This window comes from Ewingella allii (genome assembly GCF_044430645.1).
Taxonomy (GTDB): domain Bacteria; phylum Pseudomonadota; class Gammaproteobacteria; order Enterobacterales; family Enterobacteriaceae; genus Ewingella; species Ewingella allii.
In genome coordinates, this window is sequence record NZ_JAWUDN010000007.1 from 201004 (window position 1) to 220326 (window position 19323).

The 19323-nt window shown below is 50.5% G+C and carries 16 protein-coding genes and 4 pseudogenes; 6 read left to right on the forward strand and 14 right to left on the reverse strand.

The window, feature by feature from the left end:
- Window positions 1-9: 9 nt before the first annotated feature.
- Window positions 10-792 carry an ATP-binding cassette domain-containing protein gene (locus tag SBO83_RS16170; RefSeq protein ID WP_396132243.1) on the reverse strand — a complete coding sequence of 261 codons (783 nt, stop codon included), beginning with the start codon at window positions 790-792 and terminating at the stop codon, window positions 10-12.
- Window positions 793-1049: 257 nt separating this feature from the next.
- Here SBO83_RS16170 and SBO83_RS16175 point away from each other — a divergent pair, with 257 nt between their 5' ends.
- Complete coding sequence (locus SBO83_RS16175) at window positions 1050-2162, forward strand: tyrosine-type recombinase/integrase (protein ID WP_396132244.1); 1113 nt, start codon at window positions 1050-1052, stop codon at window positions 2160-2162.
- Window positions 2163-2276: 114 nt separating this feature from the next.
- On the forward strand, window positions 2277-4418 hold the full coding sequence (gene ovoA, locus SBO83_RS16180; protein WP_396132246.1) for a 5-histidylcysteine sulfoxide synthase: 2142 nt from the start codon (window positions 2277-2279) through the stop codon (window positions 4416-4418).
- A gap of 67 nt (window positions 4419-4485) precedes the next feature.
- Here ovoA and SBO83_RS16185 read toward each other — a convergent pair whose 3' ends face one another.
- The 4 genes from SBO83_RS16185 to SBO83_RS16200 all read right to left on the reverse strand — a co-directional run bounded on the left by SBO83_RS16185 (window position 4486) and on the right by SBO83_RS16200 (window position 9265).
- A complete protein-coding gene (locus SBO83_RS16185; RefSeq protein WP_396132247.1) occupies window positions 4486-5868 on the reverse strand; it encodes a PTS transporter subunit EIIC in 1383 nt (460 codons plus the stop codon).
- A gap of 20 nt (window positions 5869-5888) precedes the next feature.
- Complete coding sequence (locus SBO83_RS16190) at window positions 5889-6959, reverse strand: SIS domain-containing protein (protein WP_396132248.1); 1071 nt, start codon at window positions 6957-6959, stop codon at window positions 5889-5891.
- 226 nt (window positions 6960-7185) lie between these two features.
- On the reverse strand, window positions 7186-8238 hold the full coding sequence (locus tag SBO83_RS16195; protein ID WP_396132249.1) for a substrate-binding domain-containing protein: 1053 nt from the start codon (window positions 8236-8238) through the stop codon (window positions 7186-7188).
- 52 nt (window positions 8239-8290) lie between these two features.
- Window positions 8291-9265: an EamA family transporter gene (locus SBO83_RS16200; protein ID WP_396132250.1), complete on the reverse strand. Its 975-nt coding sequence runs from the start codon at window positions 9263-9265 to the stop codon at window positions 8291-8293.
- Between the two features lie 89 nt (window positions 9266-9354).
- Here SBO83_RS16200 and SBO83_RS16205 point away from each other — a divergent pair, with 89 nt between their 5' ends.
- Window positions 9355-10209 carry a LysR substrate-binding domain-containing protein gene (locus SBO83_RS16205; protein ID WP_396132251.1) on the forward strand — a complete coding sequence of 285 codons (855 nt, stop codon included), beginning with the start codon at window positions 9355-9357 and terminating at the stop codon, window positions 10207-10209.
- A 164-nt stretch (window positions 10210-10373) separates the two neighbouring features.
- Here SBO83_RS16205 and SBO83_RS16210 read toward each other — a convergent pair.
- Window positions 10374-10544: pseudogene (locus tag SBO83_RS16210) on the reverse strand (LysR family transcriptional regulator); the annotation flags it as partial.
- Between the two features lie 3 nt (window positions 10545-10547).
- A pseudogene (locus SBO83_RS16215) lies at window positions 10548-10689 on the reverse strand (alpha/beta hydrolase); the annotation flags it as partial.
- A gap of 131 nt (window positions 10690-10820) precedes the next feature.
- On the opposite strand from SBO83_RS16215, the gene SBO83_RS16220 reads away from it, so the two are divergent.
- Window positions 10821-11195 (forward strand): YebG family protein, encoded by a 375-nt coding sequence (locus tag SBO83_RS16220; protein ID WP_396132252.1) that lies wholly within the window; start codon window positions 10821-10823, stop codon window positions 11193-11195.
- A gap of 73 nt (window positions 11196-11268) precedes the next feature.
- Here SBO83_RS16220 and phoC read toward each other — a convergent pair whose 3' ends face one another.
- The 7 genes and pseudogenes from phoC to SBO83_RS16255 all read right to left on the reverse strand — a co-directional run bounded on the left by phoC (window position 11269) and on the right by SBO83_RS16255 (window position 17747).
- Window positions 11269-12006, reverse strand: a complete 738-nt coding sequence (phoC, locus tag SBO83_RS16225) for an acid phosphatase PhoC (RefSeq protein ID WP_396132253.1) — start codon at window positions 12004-12006, stop codon at window positions 11269-11271.
- A 219-nt stretch (window positions 12007-12225) separates the two neighbouring features.
- A pseudogene (locus SBO83_RS16230) lies at window positions 12226-12372 on the reverse strand (glutathione S-transferase); the annotation flags it as partial.
- A 4-nt stretch (window positions 12373-12376) separates the two neighbouring features.
- Window positions 12377-13042, reverse strand: a complete 666-nt coding sequence (locus SBO83_RS16235) for an ABC transporter permease subunit (RefSeq protein ID WP_396132254.1) — start codon at window positions 13040-13042, stop codon at window positions 12377-12379.
- On the reverse strand, window positions 13035-13769 hold the full coding sequence (locus tag SBO83_RS16240) for an ATP-binding cassette domain-containing protein (RefSeq protein WP_396132255.1): 735 nt from the start codon (window positions 13767-13769) through the stop codon (window positions 13035-13037). Before SBO83_RS16240 ends, SBO83_RS16235 begins: the two co-directional genes overlap by 8 nt.
- Before the next feature lie 16 nt (window positions 13770-13785).
- Entirely contained in the window at window positions 13786-14433 is a 648-nt protein-coding gene (locus tag SBO83_RS16245; RefSeq protein ID WP_396132256.1) for an ABC transporter permease subunit, read from the reverse strand.
- 3 nt (window positions 14434-14436) lie between these two features.
- Window positions 14437-14703: pseudogene (locus SBO83_RS16250) on the reverse strand (transporter substrate-binding domain-containing protein); the annotation flags it as partial.
- A gap of 56 nt (window positions 14704-14759) precedes the next feature.
- A complete protein-coding gene (locus SBO83_RS16255) occupies window positions 14760-17747 on the reverse strand; it encodes a Tn3 family transposase (protein WP_043495668.1) in 2988 nt (995 codons plus the stop codon).
- Window positions 17748-17913: 166 nt separating this feature from the next.
- Here SBO83_RS16255 and SBO83_RS16260 point away from each other — a divergent pair, with 166 nt between their 5' ends.
- Both SBO83_RS16260 and SBO83_RS16265 read left to right on the forward strand, forming a co-directional pair.
- Window positions 17914-18543, forward strand: a complete 630-nt coding sequence (locus SBO83_RS16260) for a recombinase family protein (RefSeq protein ID WP_100936155.1) — start codon at window positions 17914-17916, stop codon at window positions 18541-18543.
- Between the two features lie 228 nt (window positions 18544-18771).
- Window positions 18772-19320 (forward strand): GNAT family N-acetyltransferase, encoded by a 549-nt coding sequence (locus SBO83_RS16265; protein ID WP_112151352.1) that lies wholly within the window; start codon window positions 18772-18774, stop codon window positions 19318-19320.
- Window positions 19321-19323 lie beyond the last annotated feature (3 nt).

Sequence of the window (19323 nt, forward strand, 5' to 3'; positions counted from 1 at the left end):
GGTAAAACATTAAGCGCACAAAGGCGCTTCAAAAATGCGTAAAGGATTGCCAGTAATAGGGTGGGTGACGGTGTAACTTTCCATACCGAACACGCGGTTTATTATTTGAGCAGACAGCGCGATTTCGGGATAACCCCAGATCACCAGCCTGCCTTTTTGCATCACTACGACGCGATCGGCGAAAGGTTCGATAAGAGGCAAATCATGCAGCACGGCGATGGTCGAAATTCCCTTGCTGCGCACCAGCGACAAAAGCGTCGCGCGACTTAAAGGGTCGAGATGATTGGTCGGTTCATCGAGCAGCAACAATTGCGGAGTTTGGGCAAAAGCGCGAGCCAAGGCGGCGCGCTGTTTTTCTCCGCCGGAGAGTGACCCGATCAGTCGATGTCGCAAATGTTCCAGTTTGGTATCCACCAGTGCGCGCTCAATACAACGCCGATGATGAAGGGGCGTGCAGCAGTGGTGATGGGGAATGCGGCCGAGGGCGACATAGTCTTCAACCAGCAGTCGCGGATCGGGCGGATCGTTCTGCGCCACAATCGCAATATGCTTGGCGCGCTCTTGCCGCGAGAAGCTGGCCAACGGCTGACCGTTGAGCAAAATGCTTCCTTCGCTTGGCACGAGTTCGCTGGTCAGGGCGCGAAGTAAAGTCGATTTACCACTGCCATTCGGCCCGATCACCGCTAAACATTCCTCTGCTTCGAGCTGGAAATTTACTTCGCTAATTAACAGGTTATTGCGCTGCGTGCAGATACTTAGGCCTTCAATGCTAAGAACGTTGGGAGTGGACATGGCAATAGGTTCGTCAAAAGATAATATTGTTATGTTATAACATATCAATATGAAGTGAAATCAAAATAAATTGGCATTTTTGGGGCTATGATCGCCAAAAGCCTTGGGTAAATTGATGCAGCTGAGCTGCCTAATATTGGCGATTCGCATTCTCAGTGACTCCAGACTTAATAGGTCTGGAGTCACAAAGGTTTTGCCTCGGTTTACTGAAGTTGTTATAACTGCGCACCGGACTTTTGCCTGTAGAAATTACCTGAATGAACCAAGCCGTGACAGAACCCGACATCGCCGCCGATCAGGTAGGCCGCCATGTGATCCTTTTTCTTAACCAGATCAAGAATGCGCCACTGACCGAGCTGGATAATATGGAAGAAGAGGGCAACGCAACCGTCGAGCAGGTGATGAAGGTGTGGATCAGACTGTCGTTGATGATCACGCGGCGTCGCCCGGAAATTGCGATTTCTTCTCTGCTCAAACACGTGCTGCCGATGATTGGTTCGCTGCCGCTGAATAAAGTGACGCGACTGCGACTCAACCGGCTATTTAACGTGCTGCTGGCCGATGGAAAAATTGCCGAAGCCAAGCGCGTTTTTGCTCTGTGCAAACAGTTTATGAGCTGGGCGGAAACCCAAGGTTATATCGAACACTCACCGATTGGTTCGATGAAACGGCGAGACGTCGGCGGGCGAAATACGCCGCCAAGAGAGCGATCTCTGACCGACGCAGAAATCTGGATTTTCTGGCATGGCCTTGATTTATGGGATATTTCAGAGCAATGCCGCTGGGCTTTACGCCTCTGTTTGCTCACTGCGAGACGCCCGGATGAAGTGGTTCGGGCGCGCAAAGACGAGTTTCATTTAACCATTGGTTTGTGGCGTCAGGGGCAGAGAAATAAGTCCCGCCGTGACCACAGTTTGCCGCTCACCGCGATGATGACCCGCTGCGTTGATGCACTTTTCGCAGCCAGTCCGGCCGAAAGCCCGTGGCTGGTGCCTTCGCCTTCGGACCCGCAAAAACCTTTATCGCGCGGGGCGATCACCCAGGTTTTGCGCAGAATGGTCCGCGCAGAAAGAGGGCTGGGCATCGAGGCTTTCACCACCCGAGATTTGCGCCGAACCGCGCGATCCAAACTCGCATCATTGAATATCGCCAACGACGTGGCACGTAAAATCATGAACCACTCGCTGGAAGGCATCGACCGCGTCTACGACACCCACGACTATTTACCGCAGATGAAACAGGCGCTAGAAGCCCTGTCCGCAGACATCGAGCGGATAATTTCCAGCGACTCCTACCAAAGCCTCCACCACCGTTATCAAGGCGAATCGCTACAAATTAGCGAACGATCGCTGCTTTTTATGGTGGGTTAATTTTTGTCGGCTGAATTTAAAGTGTGACAGAATTTCTCATGAAACCGGTATGAAATGAATTAATGCTAGACTTTGCTCTGTACTTTGCATGGTCAGAGAACGGAGAGAATAATAATGAATTTAACAAAAACGACGACCACCGGTTTGCCTGCGCCGACACAGACTCTGTATTTAAGTGGCCGCAGTTCAGAGGAAAAACGACAGGAGATCCTCAACTATTTTCAGCAGACTTGGGCACTGTATGAGCGTCTTTTCGACTGTCTGGACGACGAGCGCGCTTACTTCAATAAGGCCATTTCCCTGCGTCACCCGCTGATTTTCTACTTCGGCCATACCGCGACTTTTTACATCAACAAGCTAATGGCCGCGGGGCTGATTAAGCATCGCATTGATGATGAAATTGAAGCCATGCTGGCTATCGGCGTGGATGAAATGAGCTGGGACGATCTTGATAACAGTCACTACAGCTGGCCGAGCGTGGCGCAGTTGCGAGATTATCGTGGCAAGGTTCGCTCGTTAATTACTCAGTTTATCAAAGAGATGCCCCTTGAATTGCCTTTGGATTGGGAAAGCCCGGCGTGGGTGATTTTGATGGGTATCGAGCATGAACGCATTCACCTCGAAACCTCCAGTGTGTTGATCCGCCAGTTGCCGATCGAGTGGGTGAAGCCGCAGGAGCACTGGCCTGTCTGTCCTCAATCGAGAACCGAACGCGGCGAAGTTCCGGCGAACTCATTGGTTTCGCAAAAAGGTGGCGAGATCACTTTGGGCAAAACGGATGATACTTATGGCTGGGATAACGAATATGGTTCGTTCAAGACCGAGGTAAAACCTTTTAAAGCCAGCAAAATGCTGGTCAGCAATGCTGAGTTTTTTGAGTTTATTCAGGCCGGTGGTTATCAAAATAACGACTGGTGGGATGAAGAAGGGCAAGGCTGGCGAGACTTTGCGCAGGCAGTCTGCCCGACATTTTGGGTGGGCGATCTCGCCTCGCCTGAATCTTTGAAGCTGCGCCTGATGACGGAAGAGATCCCCATGCCGTGGGACTGGCCTGCCGAGGTAAATCAGCTGGAAGCCGCCGCGTTCTGCCGCTGGAAGGCGGATGAAACCGGTAAGTCTATCCAGTTGCCGACCGAGGCCGAATGGTACGTTTTACGCGACCATGTTGAGGGCGACCAGCCAGACTGGCAACAGGCGCCGGGCAATATTAATCTGGCGTGGTGGGCCTCTTCCTGCCCGGTAGACCAGTTCCCGCAAGGGGATTTTTACGACGTGGTCGGCAATGTCTGGCAGTGGACGACCACGCCAATTGGCGGTTTTTCGGGTTTCCGCGTCCACCCGCTGTATGACGATTTTTCCACGCCAACCTTTGATGGCAAGCACTCCATCATCAAGGGCGGCAGCTGGATTTCTACCGGCAACGAAGCGTTACGCTCCTCGCGCTATGCCTTCCGTCGGCACTTCTTCCAACACGCGGGCTTTCGCTACGTGGTGTCTACTCATCAGGAAAAACAGATTGTGAATCCGTACGAAACTGACACCTTGGTGTCGCAATACCTTGATTTTCAATACGGTAAGTCCTACTTCGGCGTGGATAACTACGCCTGTGCTTTGGTCGCCATCGCTGAAAAACTCTGTGATAAACGCCAGCGCGCTTTGGATATCGGCTGCGCCACCGGCCGCGCCAGCTTTGAGTTGGCCCGCTCATTTGAGCAGGTCACCGGTCTGGACTACTCGGCGCGCTTCATTGATGTAGCGCTGTCACTGGCCGCCGGAGAAGAGTTACGCTATCTGATTCAGGAGGAGGGCGAGCTGATGGAGTACTGCCACGCTCGCTTGTCGGATGTCGGACTGAGTGCCGAACTGGCGGCGAAAGTGCATTTCTCGCAGGGCGATGCCTGTAACCTCAAGCCGCAGAAAGAGCCTTATGATCTGGTGCTGGCGTCCAATTTGATTGACCGCCTGCGCGAGCCGAAGCGTTTCTTGCGTGACGTTGTCACTATGATCCGTCCCGGCGGCATTCTGATGCTCTCTTCGCCATACACCTGGCTGGAAGAGTTTACGCCGAAGGAGAATTGGCTGGGGGGCGTGCGTGAGAATGGCGAGGCCCTGACCACTCACCAAGCCTTGCAGCGCCTGCTGTCGAGTGACTTTGAAGAAGCGCAGCCGCCAATGGATGTGCCTTTTGTGATCCGCGAGACGGCGCGTAAATATCAGCACACCGTGGCCCAGTTAACGGTTTGGCGTAAGAAGTAACTTTGCAATAAAAAAGCGCAGCCCGGAGTGATTTAGGGCTGCGCTTTTTCTTATCTACATCCATATCTCACGGCTTTTCGGTCTCCGGAATGGGCAGTTTCGCTAGTCTAGTTTTGCCATAAATAATGGTTAGGATGGCTGGGACGCTAAAGGCGACGGCGATAGCGGCGACTTCGTAAATCATCTTCGAGTCAGGGCCACTGAACAGGCCGAGCTCAAACACGTTCAGCACCGGCAAGAAACTGTAGGTTTTCACCCCTAGCAGGCCGGTTATTCCGCCACCCAGCGCCGCGCCGATGCAGCCAAACACAAACAGCATGCGGTACTTCAGGTTCACCCCATACAACGCCGGTTCGGTGATGCCAAAGAAGGCGGAAATAGAGGCTGAAATGGCAATCTGCTTATCTTTCACATTGCGGGCGATGAAGATTGCGCCAAAGGCCGCGCCGAATTGCCCCATCACCGCCGACATAAACATCGGCATAATGGTGTCGAAGCCCGACACCTGAATATTAATCAGCGCAATCGGGATAATGCCCCAATGCACCCCGAATACCACGAACAACTGACCAATGCCTGCCAGCAGCGCGCCGGAAATCACCGGGCTGAGCTGGTAAAGCCAGAAGTAGCCTTTGGCGATGCCGATGCCCACGTAGTCAGCAATCGGGCCGATAAAGGTGAATACCACGAAACCGGTGATAATCAGCGATAGGCAGGGGACAAACACCAGCGCGGCGACTTCCGGGATGACTTTCTTCAGATAGCGTTCGACATAGCTGAGGAAAAGTACCGCGAAAATCGCCGGGATCACCGCGCCGCCGTAGATTTTCATGCTTAACGACAGGCCAAAGACGCTGATCGCGGCGGGAATGTCCGTGGTGGTCAGTGGGTACACCATGGCCGCCGTCAAGGCTAACGCAATGTATTTATTGGTTTTAAACTTCTCTGCGGCAGTCACAGCAATAAAAAGCGGTAGGAAGGTAAACACGCCGCTGGCCAGTGCGTTAAACACGGTAAAGACATAGGCATCGGTATGGACCAGATTCATGGTTTGCAGTAAAACCACGATACCCTTGAGCATGCCGACGCCCGCCAACACGCCGATGTAAGGGGTGAAAATGGCCGAGATATTGGAAAGAAGACGGTTAAACAGCGAGGTTTTTTCCACGGGTTCGGCAACCGTCTGGCTTTCAGGTTCGACGACCCGAGCCTGCTCAATCGCCCTATAAACATGCTCGACTTGCGGGCCGATGACGATCTGGAACTGGCTATTGTTATTGATAACTTTAATGATATCCGGCATGTCGTTGAGAGCAGGCTCATTAACCTTGGTGAGATCTTTTAGATTAAAACGTAACCGCGTGGCGCAATGCGTGAGATATTCAATATTGTTATCACCACCAATATCAGAAATAATCTGACTTGCCATCATCTTATAACCAATAGCCATGTTATTTCCTTCATTAAACCTTAGTTATAATCACCGGGTTTGGTTTTACTTTTCACCGAGACGCCAAAATCGGTAAAAATACGCTGGCCGAGGTTATTGCCTTTATCTTCAGCAATATGATGAGCCAATATTTGGAAGGGGATCACAGCAATCAGTGGCGCAATATATTCGCTGACGTTGGCATCAATCGCTAAAGTTCGCGGCTCATCGCTTGTGCCAATCTTCAGGCTGTAAATAAAGGGTGTGCATTTCTTCTCATATTCTCTTAGCAGCAACAAACGCTCTTTGGCGACGCTTTCCACTTCGATAAAGAAGAGGCGATGTTGCGGATTCACCTCGAAATAGGGACCGTGCATGAAGGTTTCCATCTCAATACCTTGAGAGGGAACGCGCACCGTTTCGGCAAATTTGGTCGCCATCTCCTGACAAACGCCCACCGCCGGGCCATAGCCGATACTGGTGAAACGCGGCGAGTCGACCAGCTCTTCCTTCCAGGTTTGGTAGAAGGTTTCGGTGTCATCAATGATGGTTGGAATGGCGTCGATGGCGGCTTTAAACATCGCCAGTTCGGCGTGTTCTTGCTGTTCACTAATGGCGCCTTCGGCTCTGGCACTGCGTAAACCTAGTAACATCAGGGTAAGGATCGTCGCGGTATAACCTTTGGTGACGTAGCCTACACGTTCTTCACCGTTTTGAATATCAATAGCGATATCAACGCTCTTCGCCAGTTCGCTGTCCATCTTGCTGGTGACGCCGTAGGTTTGCGCTTTGCTGTACTGCTTAATGTGGCGCATGGCGTTCAGCGTGGAGGTGCTTTCGCCACTTTGGGAAACGCCCATGACTAAATCAATCGCTGGGTTTGGCTTTTCAAAGAGCTGATAATTGAAAGGTTCTTCGATAGTAATTCTGGCGCGGGTTAGTTTCTCAATATAATACTTGGCGCTTTTTGCCGCATTAATACTGGAGCCGGTGGCGAGTATTAACCACTCTTTCTTATCTTGAATAACAGGGATGGTCTTAGGATATCCATTAAGGATATTTAACAATACTTCATGCTGCTGATGAATATAGGTCATCATGGTCGGCTTCACGGTCTTCTCCATTATTAACGATGTCTTTTAGGTTTTTAAATGAAAAACCTGAAAACGTTTTCAGTAAAATAGGAGTCGGCAATAGGAAGATCAATACGACAAGATTGAAACTGTGAGCGAAGTGGCAAAAGGCTGGGTTAAAACGCCTTTTGCCAAGGGGGAGTGCGCTTTTGGATTTAACGGGGAGTGACGGATGGCTTGAGCAAACACTCAAGCCGGGACAAGCTTAGCAAGACTCGCCTTCAATCAGCACAGAGACAATTTCCGGATGCTCACTCGCCTGCTCACGCGGCTCGATGATTTCCAGAATAGTGGTGGTAACCGCCTGACCGATCTGTGCATTTTGATGGTCAACCGTGGTAATGCGTGGAACGTAGTATTCGCTGCCAGGGAAGTACTCGCAGCTGGCGACCGCAATATCTTGCGGCACGCTGATGTTGTTATCTTTTAACGCGCGGATAGCCCCGATGGCCACCTGATCGTTAATCGCCAAAATGGCTTCAGGAAGCCCGCTTTTATGACGCTGCTGTATCAGGCGTTCTGCGGCCTGATAGCCGTGTTGCAGGTAAAAGTTGGTTTCAACGATCAGGCTGTCATCGGCCGTTAATCCGGCTTTCGCCAGCTGATCTTTGAAGGCTTTTATCCGCTGTTTAGTGATGTAGACCTTCTCCGAACCGCCGATAAAGGCGATTTTCTGATAGCCCTTATCAATCAAATGTTGAGTGACCAACTCAACGCTGTGGGTCTGGTCGCGGACTATACAGGGGTAATCAAGCTGCGGAATGTGACGACCCACTACCACGGTAGGGATGGTTTCGGTGAGTTTTTTCAGTGCCTCAAGATAGCTCTTCGGCACCACAAGGTAGTCAATTTCGCCACCGAGAATAATCACGCCGTCGAGCTGGCTGCTGATCACCGAGGTAAAAATGTTCTCGTCGATATGCTGCGCAGAGCCGGCTGGGCCTTTATTGGCGGACTGAGTGTCGAACAGCATGACTTTATAGCCAGCTTGCAAACAGACCTTTTCAATCTGTTCGACCAGCATCACGAAGTAGGGGTTAGTGATATCAGAAACCACCACCGCCAGCATGTGGGTCTTCTTCGAAATCATGCCGCGCGCCACTAAGTTCGGGCTGAAATTATGCTCCTTGATCACCTTATCAACCTTGGCTTTGGTTTTATCCGCCACCCACTGGTTGTTATTGAGTACGCGGGAAACCGTGGTGATCGACACCCCGGCCATCTCAGCAATATCTTTTATGGTGATGCTTTTCTTCATTATGCGTCTCTTTCCTTCAAATCCTGTCGTCGCATTCCTTGGCTGGCAGGGACTAAAACGGCCTATAACGTCGCATAAAGCAGAAGATTTTTGAAGGTTTACCTGAATCTCCCTTGATAACCATCCCAATTCCGAGCAGGGAAACTGCCATTCCGGCCAGCATGCTCCATGAAAGCGGTTCATCAAACATCGCCCATGCCCAGAGCAGGGTGACCGGCGGGCTGAGGAACAGGACGCTGGTGACGCGCACCGCCGAGGTGCGTTGCAGGCAGAACCAGTACAGCCCGTAGCCACCGAAAGTTGAAAACAGCCCAGTCCATAACACGCTGAGGGTAAATCCGCGCGAAATCTCCGGTAGCAAAGGCTCATGCACCCCCACTAATATGGCAAAAGCCAGCGACGACGCGGCGCTCTGTAGCCACAACGTGGTGGTGAGATTCAGAGGCGCCGAGGGTTGAAATTGCTTTTGTAGCAAAGTCGCTCCGGCCAGTGACAGCATACCAAGCAGCGGCAGAGCATAGGCCCACAGGGGAACCGCCTTCCACGACAGGCTACTCCAGCTGACCATTAGTACCCCCCCGACGCCCAATAACAAGCCGAGCCAGACCACGTTAGCTGGTTTTTGCCGCATAAAGATCAGTGCCAGCAGGGCGGTGCCGATGGGCAAAAGATCGGCCATTAATGCCGCAAGCCCGGCGGAAACGCCCAACTCAATGCCTTTCACTACTCCCGCCAGATATCCCGCCATGGCCAGCAGGCCAATGCCCGCGTTGAGTGCTATCGTGGCAAGCGACGTATGGCGTAACTGCCTAATAACAAAGGGGAACAAAATCACCGTGACCAGCACGCAGCGCCAGAAAACCACAAGAAAAGCCGAAGTGTAATCAATGGAGAACCTTGCGCCGACGAACCCTGAACTCCAGGCTACCACCAACAGTGCTTCGCAAGCCAAAAGTGAGAGGGTGCCGGTGAGGGCCTTTTTGTCAGTTTTTGCCGGGAGAATCTTTGTCGTGTGGTGATTTAGCATATTTTTTCGCCTCTCTTTTGCTTGATCTTAGAGAAACGATGTACTTCAATAAAACGAAATAAATTAACCTAGTGGTTTATAAAAACAAAATGATGTCTTCAACCTTAGATATAGAACTGCTGCGCACCTTTCACGCCGTGGCGAAGTTAGGCCAATTTCGCGCGGCGGCCGCGCAGGTGAATAAAAGCCCGGCGGCGGTGAGCGTGCATATCCAAAGATTGGAGGCGATTGCGGGCGGCAGGCTGTTTGACCGTGATAACCAGTCGGTGATCCTCACGCCGTTGGGCGAACGATTACTGGCAACCACCGGCAGCCTGCTGCGGGCTCATGACCAGATCCTCGATGAGCTTCGCACCGCGCCACTAAAAGGCCACATCAAGCTCGGCGTGCCTGATGAATATGCGGCCTATGTGATCCGCGATATCTTGCCGACTTTTAATATGAGTTATCCCGATGTCGTGCTGGAAATCACCACTGCGCCAAGCTTTACGCTGAGAAACCTGATAGGGCAGGAGCGTTTGGATATTGCCATTTCGGTTTGTGCCGCGGGGTCGCGTTCCGAGGGTTTATTGCTGATGGCTACTACGCCGGTGTGGGTGGGAGGAGTGGGGATAGCGCTCATGCCGGAAAGCCCGCTGCCGTTGGCACTGCACGCCAGCCATTGCCCCTATAGTGAAGCCATGACTAGCTCGCTTTCTGACGCAAAGTTGGACTGGCGTGTGATCCTCACCAGTCCCTCTTCTAGTGCAATTGAAGCCTGCGTGGAAACCGGCTTAGGTATCAGCCTGATAGATCGCGCGCGGGTAAAACCGACGATGCGTATTCTAGAAAACTTACCCAAAGTCCCGACTTACGAAGTGTACTTACTGCGTTCTCCCTCCACCGACTCGTCCCAAGCGGTGTCGGCACTTGAGAAGGTCATTGCTGAGCAGTTTCGGCTGTAATGAAGCTTTTTAGTAAGGCTTTCAAATGTTTTTATTCCTGATAAGCAGTGATGGTTTTTCATTGAACATGCCGAATGCACAGTTGAAGTTTATTGAGCTTATTGTATGTTGTAACTAAAATAGGATGTGATACACCACCTATTTTCCTAAGAAGGGCATCACCCTTAAGATTGAAACTTGGTAGCAAAAACCTTAGAGAACCAGTCTATAAACACCCTGACCTTAGGGGAGAGGTAGCAACGATCGGGGAACAAAATGGATACTGGCTTAGTGACTGTTGCATAATCGGTTAATACTTCTCGCAGCTCGCCGGATTGAATATGCGGGTCCAGCGCGGTCTACACATTATTCAGATCTGAGAACGGGAAGTGAGTATTGCCTTGAATACCTATTTCAGGCAGAGGCGTCACCGTCACATCCCCACCATGCTTATTCACCACGTCACGCCACTCCCGCGCCGTATACCAGCCTGACCCGCCACCCTGAGAGTGGGTGAAGAGAATATCTGTAAGAAATTCCCGCCAGTTCCGTATTATAAAAAACAGGCTGGATGATGTATCCTGCATTGATTATTGCTATACTGTATATAATTACAGTATAAGGAGCAAATCATGGCTGTTGAAACAAAGTTTGTTGTCGTCAGAAAAGGTGAAGAAAAAATGACATTTGCCAATAAGAAGGAAGCGGACGCTTACGACAAAATGCTCGATATGGCTGATGCTTTTACTGACTGGCTGTTGCAGAGCGAACTGGAAATTGATGAATCGCTGGCAGAAAACATCGCCCTGCGTCTGGCTGAGCAAAAAGATACCGTTCAGTACATCCTGCGTACCAGCAAGCTGCCGGAAGAAGAAGCCATGAAAGCTCCTGTCGCGCAGGCGGAAGATCCGGCGGTGACTGAAACTGAAGAATCATTGGAAGAAACGACTGAAGAAACCGCAGCAGCGCCAGCTCCTAAAAAGTCCGGTGCGGTTAAAGCCGCCTGATTCGCTTTCAGCCCCCTGTAAAAAAACCGGCTTATCAGGCCGGTTTTTTTGTCCTGCAAGAAGCAAAAGACGCTTATTTATGCTGTTTCGCGAACTCTTCTTTGGCTTTCTTCAGTTGCTGCTGGAAAGCGTCGTTAGTGTGCAGCGTTGCCACAACTGCAGAACCGACGATTCGAGCCGCATCCACATCACTCTGCCAGTGGTATCCGCAAATCACGCGGCTCTGGCCTAAATCATAACCACGCTGCAGGATTTGATCCTGACGTTGCGGGTTGATTTCAGTCAGCACTAACGCCGTTGCCCAGCCAATAGAAGTATGGCCGGAAGGATAAGAACCGTTTTTCGAAAGCTTATCCTGCTCGGTGGTATTACAGGTCGGGACGCCATAGAAGGCAAACGGGCGGATACGCATGTACTTCTCTTTCGCGCCACGCGTGGCCAGGTCTCCGGCATCTTCAATCATATTGGTCAGCAGCTTATGCAGCTCCGGCGTGTCTTTAGCAGTGATCGGTGAGCCAAATGCACTGGAGAAAGCATTCGCCACGCCCCCTCCGCTCAGGTTTGCATCTTCAGCGGCCTGTTTGCCGCGCTCGGTTGAACGCAGCAGACGGCCCTGCTCATACATCGCCTGGTCATTGAGGAATGCAATGCTGCCCACTGCCGGTGGTGGTGGCAGCAGGTTCAGGCTATTGATGGCCTGATCATTCTTTAAATAGTAGAGATCCGGTTTGGTGGTGGCATCGTTGCCAGTCAAGGCAAACGCATTAAATGAAACAAGTCCTGCGAGGCAAAAAATGGTCAGTCTTTTCATGTTAGCATCCTTACAATCAGCTATTTTATTTTCATCACGAAATCATTTTCGTAACATTTCCTAATACTGGGTAGTAAAACAAAATAGGTGATAGAAAGTTGGTATGAGATCTCAAAACAAGAAATTCATAGCGGGCATGAATGTTTTACGGCTAAAAAATGGGCTTTTTGCTGGAAAGCGCGACGAAATTTGGTAAAACATTTTCTCCGCTAACCCGACCGCTAATCCGACACAAATAGCACCAGATTCGAACAGCGCCAGAGGTTTGCCGTCCGGCCTGTTCGCGTCGAGGATTGACGGGATTTTGCCATTGGGATTTAGCGCCAAAAACTCCGGCGTCCAAATTTCATTTTTACCAATGTCGACCTCGCTAAACCGGCTGCACCCGTCGTTCAATATTTTTGGCGAAAAAGTAGATAACGGACGCCATGAGGATGTAGAACACGGCCGTCAACGAATAGGTTTTGAAGAATTCGAAATTGCCTGCCGCCAACTCCTGCATGCGCGCAAACAGCTCGGGATACTGCACCAAAAACGCCAAAGAACTGTCTTTGAGGTTATGGATCACCTGATTGGTCAATGCCGGGACGGAGGTGCGCAACACCTGTGGCAGAATGATATAGCTGTAGATCTGCAAGCGGCTAAAACCCTGTGCCGACGCGGCTTCCAGCTGGGTTTTGTCTAGCCCGTTGTGGGCCGTCAACATATATGCAGCGTTGTAGGCCGCAATGTTTAGCGTGAAGCCCAGCACCGTCACTTCAAAGGGAGACAGCCTGAATCCGTGGGTCGGCAGCCCGTAATAGAGAATGTAAATAATGCAGATCAGCGGCGTGCCGATGAAAAAGGATTTATAGGCTTCAACACAGCGAGCGAGACGGCTATTTTTGCTCAGGCTAAGATAGAAGACCACCACGCCCAGCAGGAAACCGGTGACGGAAATCACCACTGTCAGCTTAACCGTCGCCAAAATGCCTAAATAGATCAGTGGCCACTGGTCGAGAAAATCGTGGTAGAAACTGAGCATGCTGTCACTCATAGCGCATTTTCCGAAAGAATCGCTGCACTTCAAGAAGGGGGGAGGAATTGGCAAGTTGGCTCACCGAGCCTTGAGCCATAATTTTCCCGCCGTACATAAAAGCGACGTTATCACTGATGTCATTAGCAAAAGCGATGTCATGGGTTACGCAAACGGTGGTGACTTTGCGGCTCTCGAGCTTCTTAATTAATAGCGCCACTTCCTGGCTCATCAGAGGGTCGAGGGCGGAAGTAGGTTCGTCCAAAATCACAATTTCAGGCTTCATCACCAGCGTTCGCGCCAGCGCCACGCGCTGCTTTTGCCCGCCAGACAGCTGTGCCGGAAACTTCTTCTCGTGTGCCGACATCTCAAAATAGGCCAGCTCCTCCCGCGCCAGAGCACGCGCCTGCTCTTTGTTTTTCCCCTGAATTTTGCGCAAAGCCAGCGTCACGTTGTCTAACACGCTAAGATGGCGATAGAGCGCAAAGCTCTGAAAAACAAAGCCTATCTTGCTGCGCAGCAGGCGCACATCCACCTCTTTACCCAGCAAATCTTCACCATGAAAGCTAATTTCCCCCGAGGTTGGTCGCTCCAGCAAATTAAGGCAGCGAATGAGCGTGGTTTTGCCACAGCCGGAAGGCCCCATAATGACCTGAGTCGCACCGGCGGCGATAGCCAGGTTGACGCCATCTAATACCCGGTTGCCGTCAAACTGCTTCACCAAATCGGACACTTGTAAAATCGACACGTATTCCTCCCGGCTGTTATTCAACCGCGTATTTATTTTTTGTTTTTTTCATAATGAAAACGAAGAATAAGTAAATAATGAAATATAAAACTCCACAAATAAGGTAAATATTCATTCCTAACATGGTGGAGGCGGTCAATGCTTTGGCTTGCCCCAGAATTTCCGTTATTCCTACGGTGTAGGCGAAAGGGGTATTTTTCAGGATAGAGGTCAGTTCATTCATCACGCCGGGAATAGAAAAACGCAGCATCTGGGGGAATTCGATATACAGAGTGATTTGTAAATCGCTAAAGCCCATAGCCTTGGCTGCCGTTATTTCATTTTCCTCGACCGATTCCAGCGCGCCGCGAAAGACCTCAGAGATATAAGCACCGCCAATAATACCTAAACTAAGATTCATGGCCACCAACGGCGGACTGCTTAATCCAAAGCTCGGCAAGCCGAAATAAATTAAGAATAACAGGACTAACACCGGCACGGCGCGAATAAGGAAAACAAGACAATCAAGAATATAACCCACTCGACGGCCAGTGAGTCGCCGCAGCGCGGCGACTACCAGTCCCGTAATAAAGGCCGTTATAAAGCAGGTGAGTGTGATATAGAAGGTGTAAACCACGCCGTGCAATAACAGACCAGTAATATCGAAAATTTCTTTAGCGAACATGGATTATGACTTCAACCATTTATCCATGATGGCAGCCAGCTTCTTTGGACCCAATTGCTTGAGGTATGCGTTGAAGTCGTCACGAATTGGCGAGCCTTGTTGGAATGCAAAGCCCAAATGGTCGACGCCTTTGAACGAGTAGCTGATAGCCAGAGGCATTTTCTGGTGGAAACGGTAGTTGTCATAAACTGGTTCTTCGATGAATGCCAAGTCCAGATTACCGTTTTTCAGGTCGGTAACTGCTTCGTTATAAGAAGGATATAACTTCACATCAATTCCATATCATTACAGTAGGTTATTAATGGGGTCAGTTTGGATATCGAAAATTATTGTACGTTAAGGCTATTTTTTGACCTTTCGACTTTAGCTGGTCTCAGCCGACGAAACTTACCGGAAGCCGGTATCCGGTTGCTTTTCCATATATAATCGCCTGTCAGATTGATGTGTTCCCAGCCTAACGGGGACAAATGCGACAGCAGTTGCTCGTTGATCTTCACCCCTTTGCGCTTCAGGGCATCGACCGCTCTTTCCATATAGACGGTATTCCACAGGGATATGGCAGCCGTCAGCAGCGTCAGTCCACTGGCGCGATAGCTCTGATTTTCCGGTTTTCTGTCCCTGATTTCACCCAGCCGGTGTAGGAATACCGCACGCGCCAGCGCGTTACGGGCTTCTCCTTTATTCAGTCCCGCCTGTACCCGCCGACGAAGTGCCGGATCGCGGAACCAGTCGAGCATAAACAGAGTTCGTTCAATACGACCAATTTCCCTCAGTGCTTTGGCAAGTCCGTTTTGTTTGGGGTAGCTGGCAAGCTTTTTCAACATCAGGGATGCCGTCACGGTTCCCTGCTTTATTGAAGTGGCCAGACGAAGTACTTCACGCCAGTGAATTTCGATCTCTTTCAGATTCAGGCGGGTCGTTGATATCAGTGACTGAAGCGCCGGGTATTGGTCTGCTTTCCCTTTGATAAACAGCTTTTTGTCGTGGAGATCCCTGATCCGCGGACAGAACGCAAATCCCAGCAGATGCATCAGGGCAAAGACATGATCGGTGAAACCAGCGGTATCGGTGTAATGCTCCCTGATTTCCAGGTCGCTTTCGTGGTACAGCAAGCCATCGAGCACATGGGTTGAATCCCTGACCCGGCTGATTATGCAGGTGTAAAACGGGCTGTATTGATCCGAAATATGGGTATAAAACTGACGTCCAGGCTCTTGCCCATATTTCGGGTTAACCTGCCCTGCGTAGCGGCCTGAGCTGCCTGTTCTGAAATTCTGTCCATCTGATGATGACGTTGTCCCGTCTCCCCAGAATGCCGCCAGTGGTCTTTTCCCCTGCGCGTTTACCAGCTCTGCGAGGGCGGCTGAATAGGTTTCGTCGCGGATGTACCATGCCTGGATATCTTCCAGTGATGATTTGGTGCTTCCGGGGCAGGCTTCCGCCATTTTGGTCAGGCCAAGATTGATGCCATCCGCAAGGATGGTGGTGAGGAGCTGGCGGGCATCGGGACGGGTAATGTCATTTTTTATATGCGAAAAATGTCGGGTAAACGTCGTCCAGCTGTTTACCTCATCGAGAATTTCCGTGATTTTAGGGCGCGGTAGCATGCTGTAAACCAGCTCTGCCAGCGGTGAAACCTGTACCGGGACGCAGTTATCCAGCGGAGAGACTTTTACTCCCCTGTCAGATATTTCGACATCGGGCAGCTCACCAAGGGCAGCCATGGCATTGACCTCTTCAAGTCTGGACTGAAGCAGGGTCATACGGCTGGTAATGTACTCATGATAATCAGCAGATACGGGCAGGGGCAGCGCCGGTGTGAGTTTGTCAAAGTCCTTTTCGGGAATGAGGTAATCATCAAAGTTTTTGTAGCGGCGTGAGCCTTTAACCCAGATGTCCCCGGAGCGCAATGCACCCTTAAGCTCGCTGAGCGCACAAAATTCATAGTACTGCCGGTCAATACCCGCAGGTGTAATCACCACTTTGCGCCAGCTTTCAGGGACAAACTCAAGCGGCGCTGTCGCCGGAACTTTACGCGACTGCTTCCGGTACATATCCTTGATCACAACCAGCGCATCAGCCAGAGGTTGCGCTGCCGGGGTTGCGATTAACTGTAAAGCGGACAACATGCGCGGGGCATATTTCCGTAATGTGCTGTATTTCTCGGTAATAATATGTAACGGGTCAAAATTATTTTTTCTGGCAAGATGGCGTGTTTCCTCCAGACTGGCGACAAATTCAGGCCATGGGAGTATGTTTTCTATTGCGAGCCATGGATCGCCACCGGAATCACGAGCTTCAGACAGTGCCTGGCCGACATCTATGTACTGCCTCAGTTTTGACTGGATTAGCTTTCCGGTCTGTTGAAGGCGCTCAGCCTGTGTTCTTTTGGCTTTGCTGAACAGGCTGTTCAGCATGCGTTCATGCAGCTCAATCACTTCATCTGTCAGTGTGGCTCTGGCTTCTTCCAGCACGCACACCAGGATCGCATGACGGCGGGCTGCTGAAAATCGGGTCAAATCCCGGCTACTCATCTTTCGGCCTTCCCGCGCCAGTTTCAGCAACCGGTTCTGGTGAATGGTACGATCTATACCTTCAGGTAATGCCAGCGATTCAATGCTACTGAGCCGATCAAGGTGTTGCAGCACGTTCTTACCATTTATTTTACCCGGCGGTTGCAGAAGCCATGTCAGCCTGGAAGGCTGATTATCTGAGGACTCAAGTAAACGATCCAGGGCATCCCTGTGAGCCGGAGTTAACGGGGCATTCAGGGTCTGAAATACGATTTTATCGCCGCCAGCCATGGCCTCCGCACAGGTACGCTCCACGACATCAATCGCGGGAATTATCACGTTGTTCTTCCGGAGCCAGACCAGCAGTTCTTCGGCCAGGAGAATACCTTTATCGGTGCGCGTCGCCATCGGCAGCAGGTGTGTAATACAGTCCTGCTGTATTTTTCCGGTAAACGCTTTTACGCCAAGATAGCGGTACAGTTCGGTTAAATGTTCGCGTCGCGTGGTTTCCCTGCCGGAAAGGTAAGCAGGCCAGAGATCCCCGGTAAGTTTTAGCCTGCTGGCGATATGCTTCAGCAGCGCATCAGAGGGTGGGATTTTTTTATCCGGTGCAAAGCCGACATTTTTCAGATAGCAAAGAAGGACGGCAAAACCAAAACGACTGGCGGGTTTACGGTGAGCACTGATAAGCGCCAGATCATGCTCACTAAAATACGCCATTCGTGTCAGCGTTAACTCATCGTCCGGTAATGCCAGTAATGATTCTCTTTCCGACAGAGAAAGAATCTGCCTCCTTGCCATATAGTTTCCCTCATAAATTATTTGATGCGGAATTTTTAACAAAAATGGTATCGCATAAGGGTACACCCTTACGCCATAATCAAAACGTGACGTAATACAATGAATGACATAACCTATATGCGACAGATTAAATGCAATAACCTAAATGCGATAATGCGGTGAAAAAATGTTCATCAGAGCTTATTTAAGGGCATCGACGGAAGATCAGTTTGCCGATCGGGCAAAAGAGATGCTGGAGCAGTTCGTCCAGGAACGGGGGCATAAAATAGCCAGTTACTACCGGGAGAACATCAGCGGGACAAAACTTGACCGTCCGGAACTGGGTCGCTTACTGATGGACAGTCACCACAATGATATTTTACTGGTCGAGCAGATAGACCGCCTGACCCGTCTGAGCAACAGCGACTGGATGACGCTGAAAAAGCAGATAGAACAACACGAGCTGCGTATTGTCAGCCTGGATGTGCCCACCTCATGGCAGGCTTTGTCGGATAAAGACCCTTCGCAGGCTGACCCAATCACCCGCGCCGTGATAACAGCCATCAATAACATGCTTATCGACCTGATGGCCGCGATGTCGCATAAGGACTGGCTGAGCCGCCGCCTGCGTCAAAAGCAGGGAATTGAACGGGCACATACACTGGGGAAATACCGGGGTAAACAGGCCGATCAGGAGCGACATCAGAAAGTCTTGTACTACAGACAGGTAAAGAAACTGAGTATCCAGGAAACGGCTGATGCTACGGGCTACAGCGCGTCACAGGTTTGCCGGATACAAGCGCTTCATAAAACCTAAAAAGCTGAAATAACCGTATTTATTTGCAGTCATGGCGTAATAGTTAACTCCCTGTGACTAGCAGCCTGACACATCATCTATGTAAGTAAAGTCCGCTGTGTGCCAATAGCGGACATTACTAACATCGCGTTGCATTAAAAATTAGGGAGCACGTCAAAATGAATTACATTAAGTATTGGACTAACAGAAAATAGTAATGGACCTTTTAATCAGTAAGGAAAATAGCGCATGCTGATACCCACGCTAAAAACAGATCGTTTGCTATTAAAGCCATTAGTTTCCAAAGATGCACTCCAGATTCAGAAGCTCTATCCGCGCTGGGAAATTGTGCGTTATATGGTGTCATCAGTTCCCTGGCCCTTTCCTGACAATGGTGCAGCGCATTACGTGAATAATGTCGCGCTGCCTGCTATGGCAAAAGGCCATGCCTGGGTTTGGACCATACGGCACCGGGATAACCCTGACAATTTGATAGGCGTTATCTGCCTGGACGAAGCGGAAGATAATAATCGTGGTTTCTGGTTGGTACCTGAGTATCAGGGGCAGGGATTAATGAGGGAAGCAAGTATTGCGGTTACAAATTACTGGTTTAATACTTTGAACAAGCCTGTTTTGCGAGCCCCAAAAGCGGCCGAAAATATACGTTCTCAGCACATTTCAGCCAGTAGCGGTATGCGACTAATCAAAACGGAAAAGAAACAGTTTGTCAGCGGGCTTCTGGACTCAGAATTGTGGGAGATTACTCGTGATGAGTGGAATGCCCTTCACTCAAGCTAATGG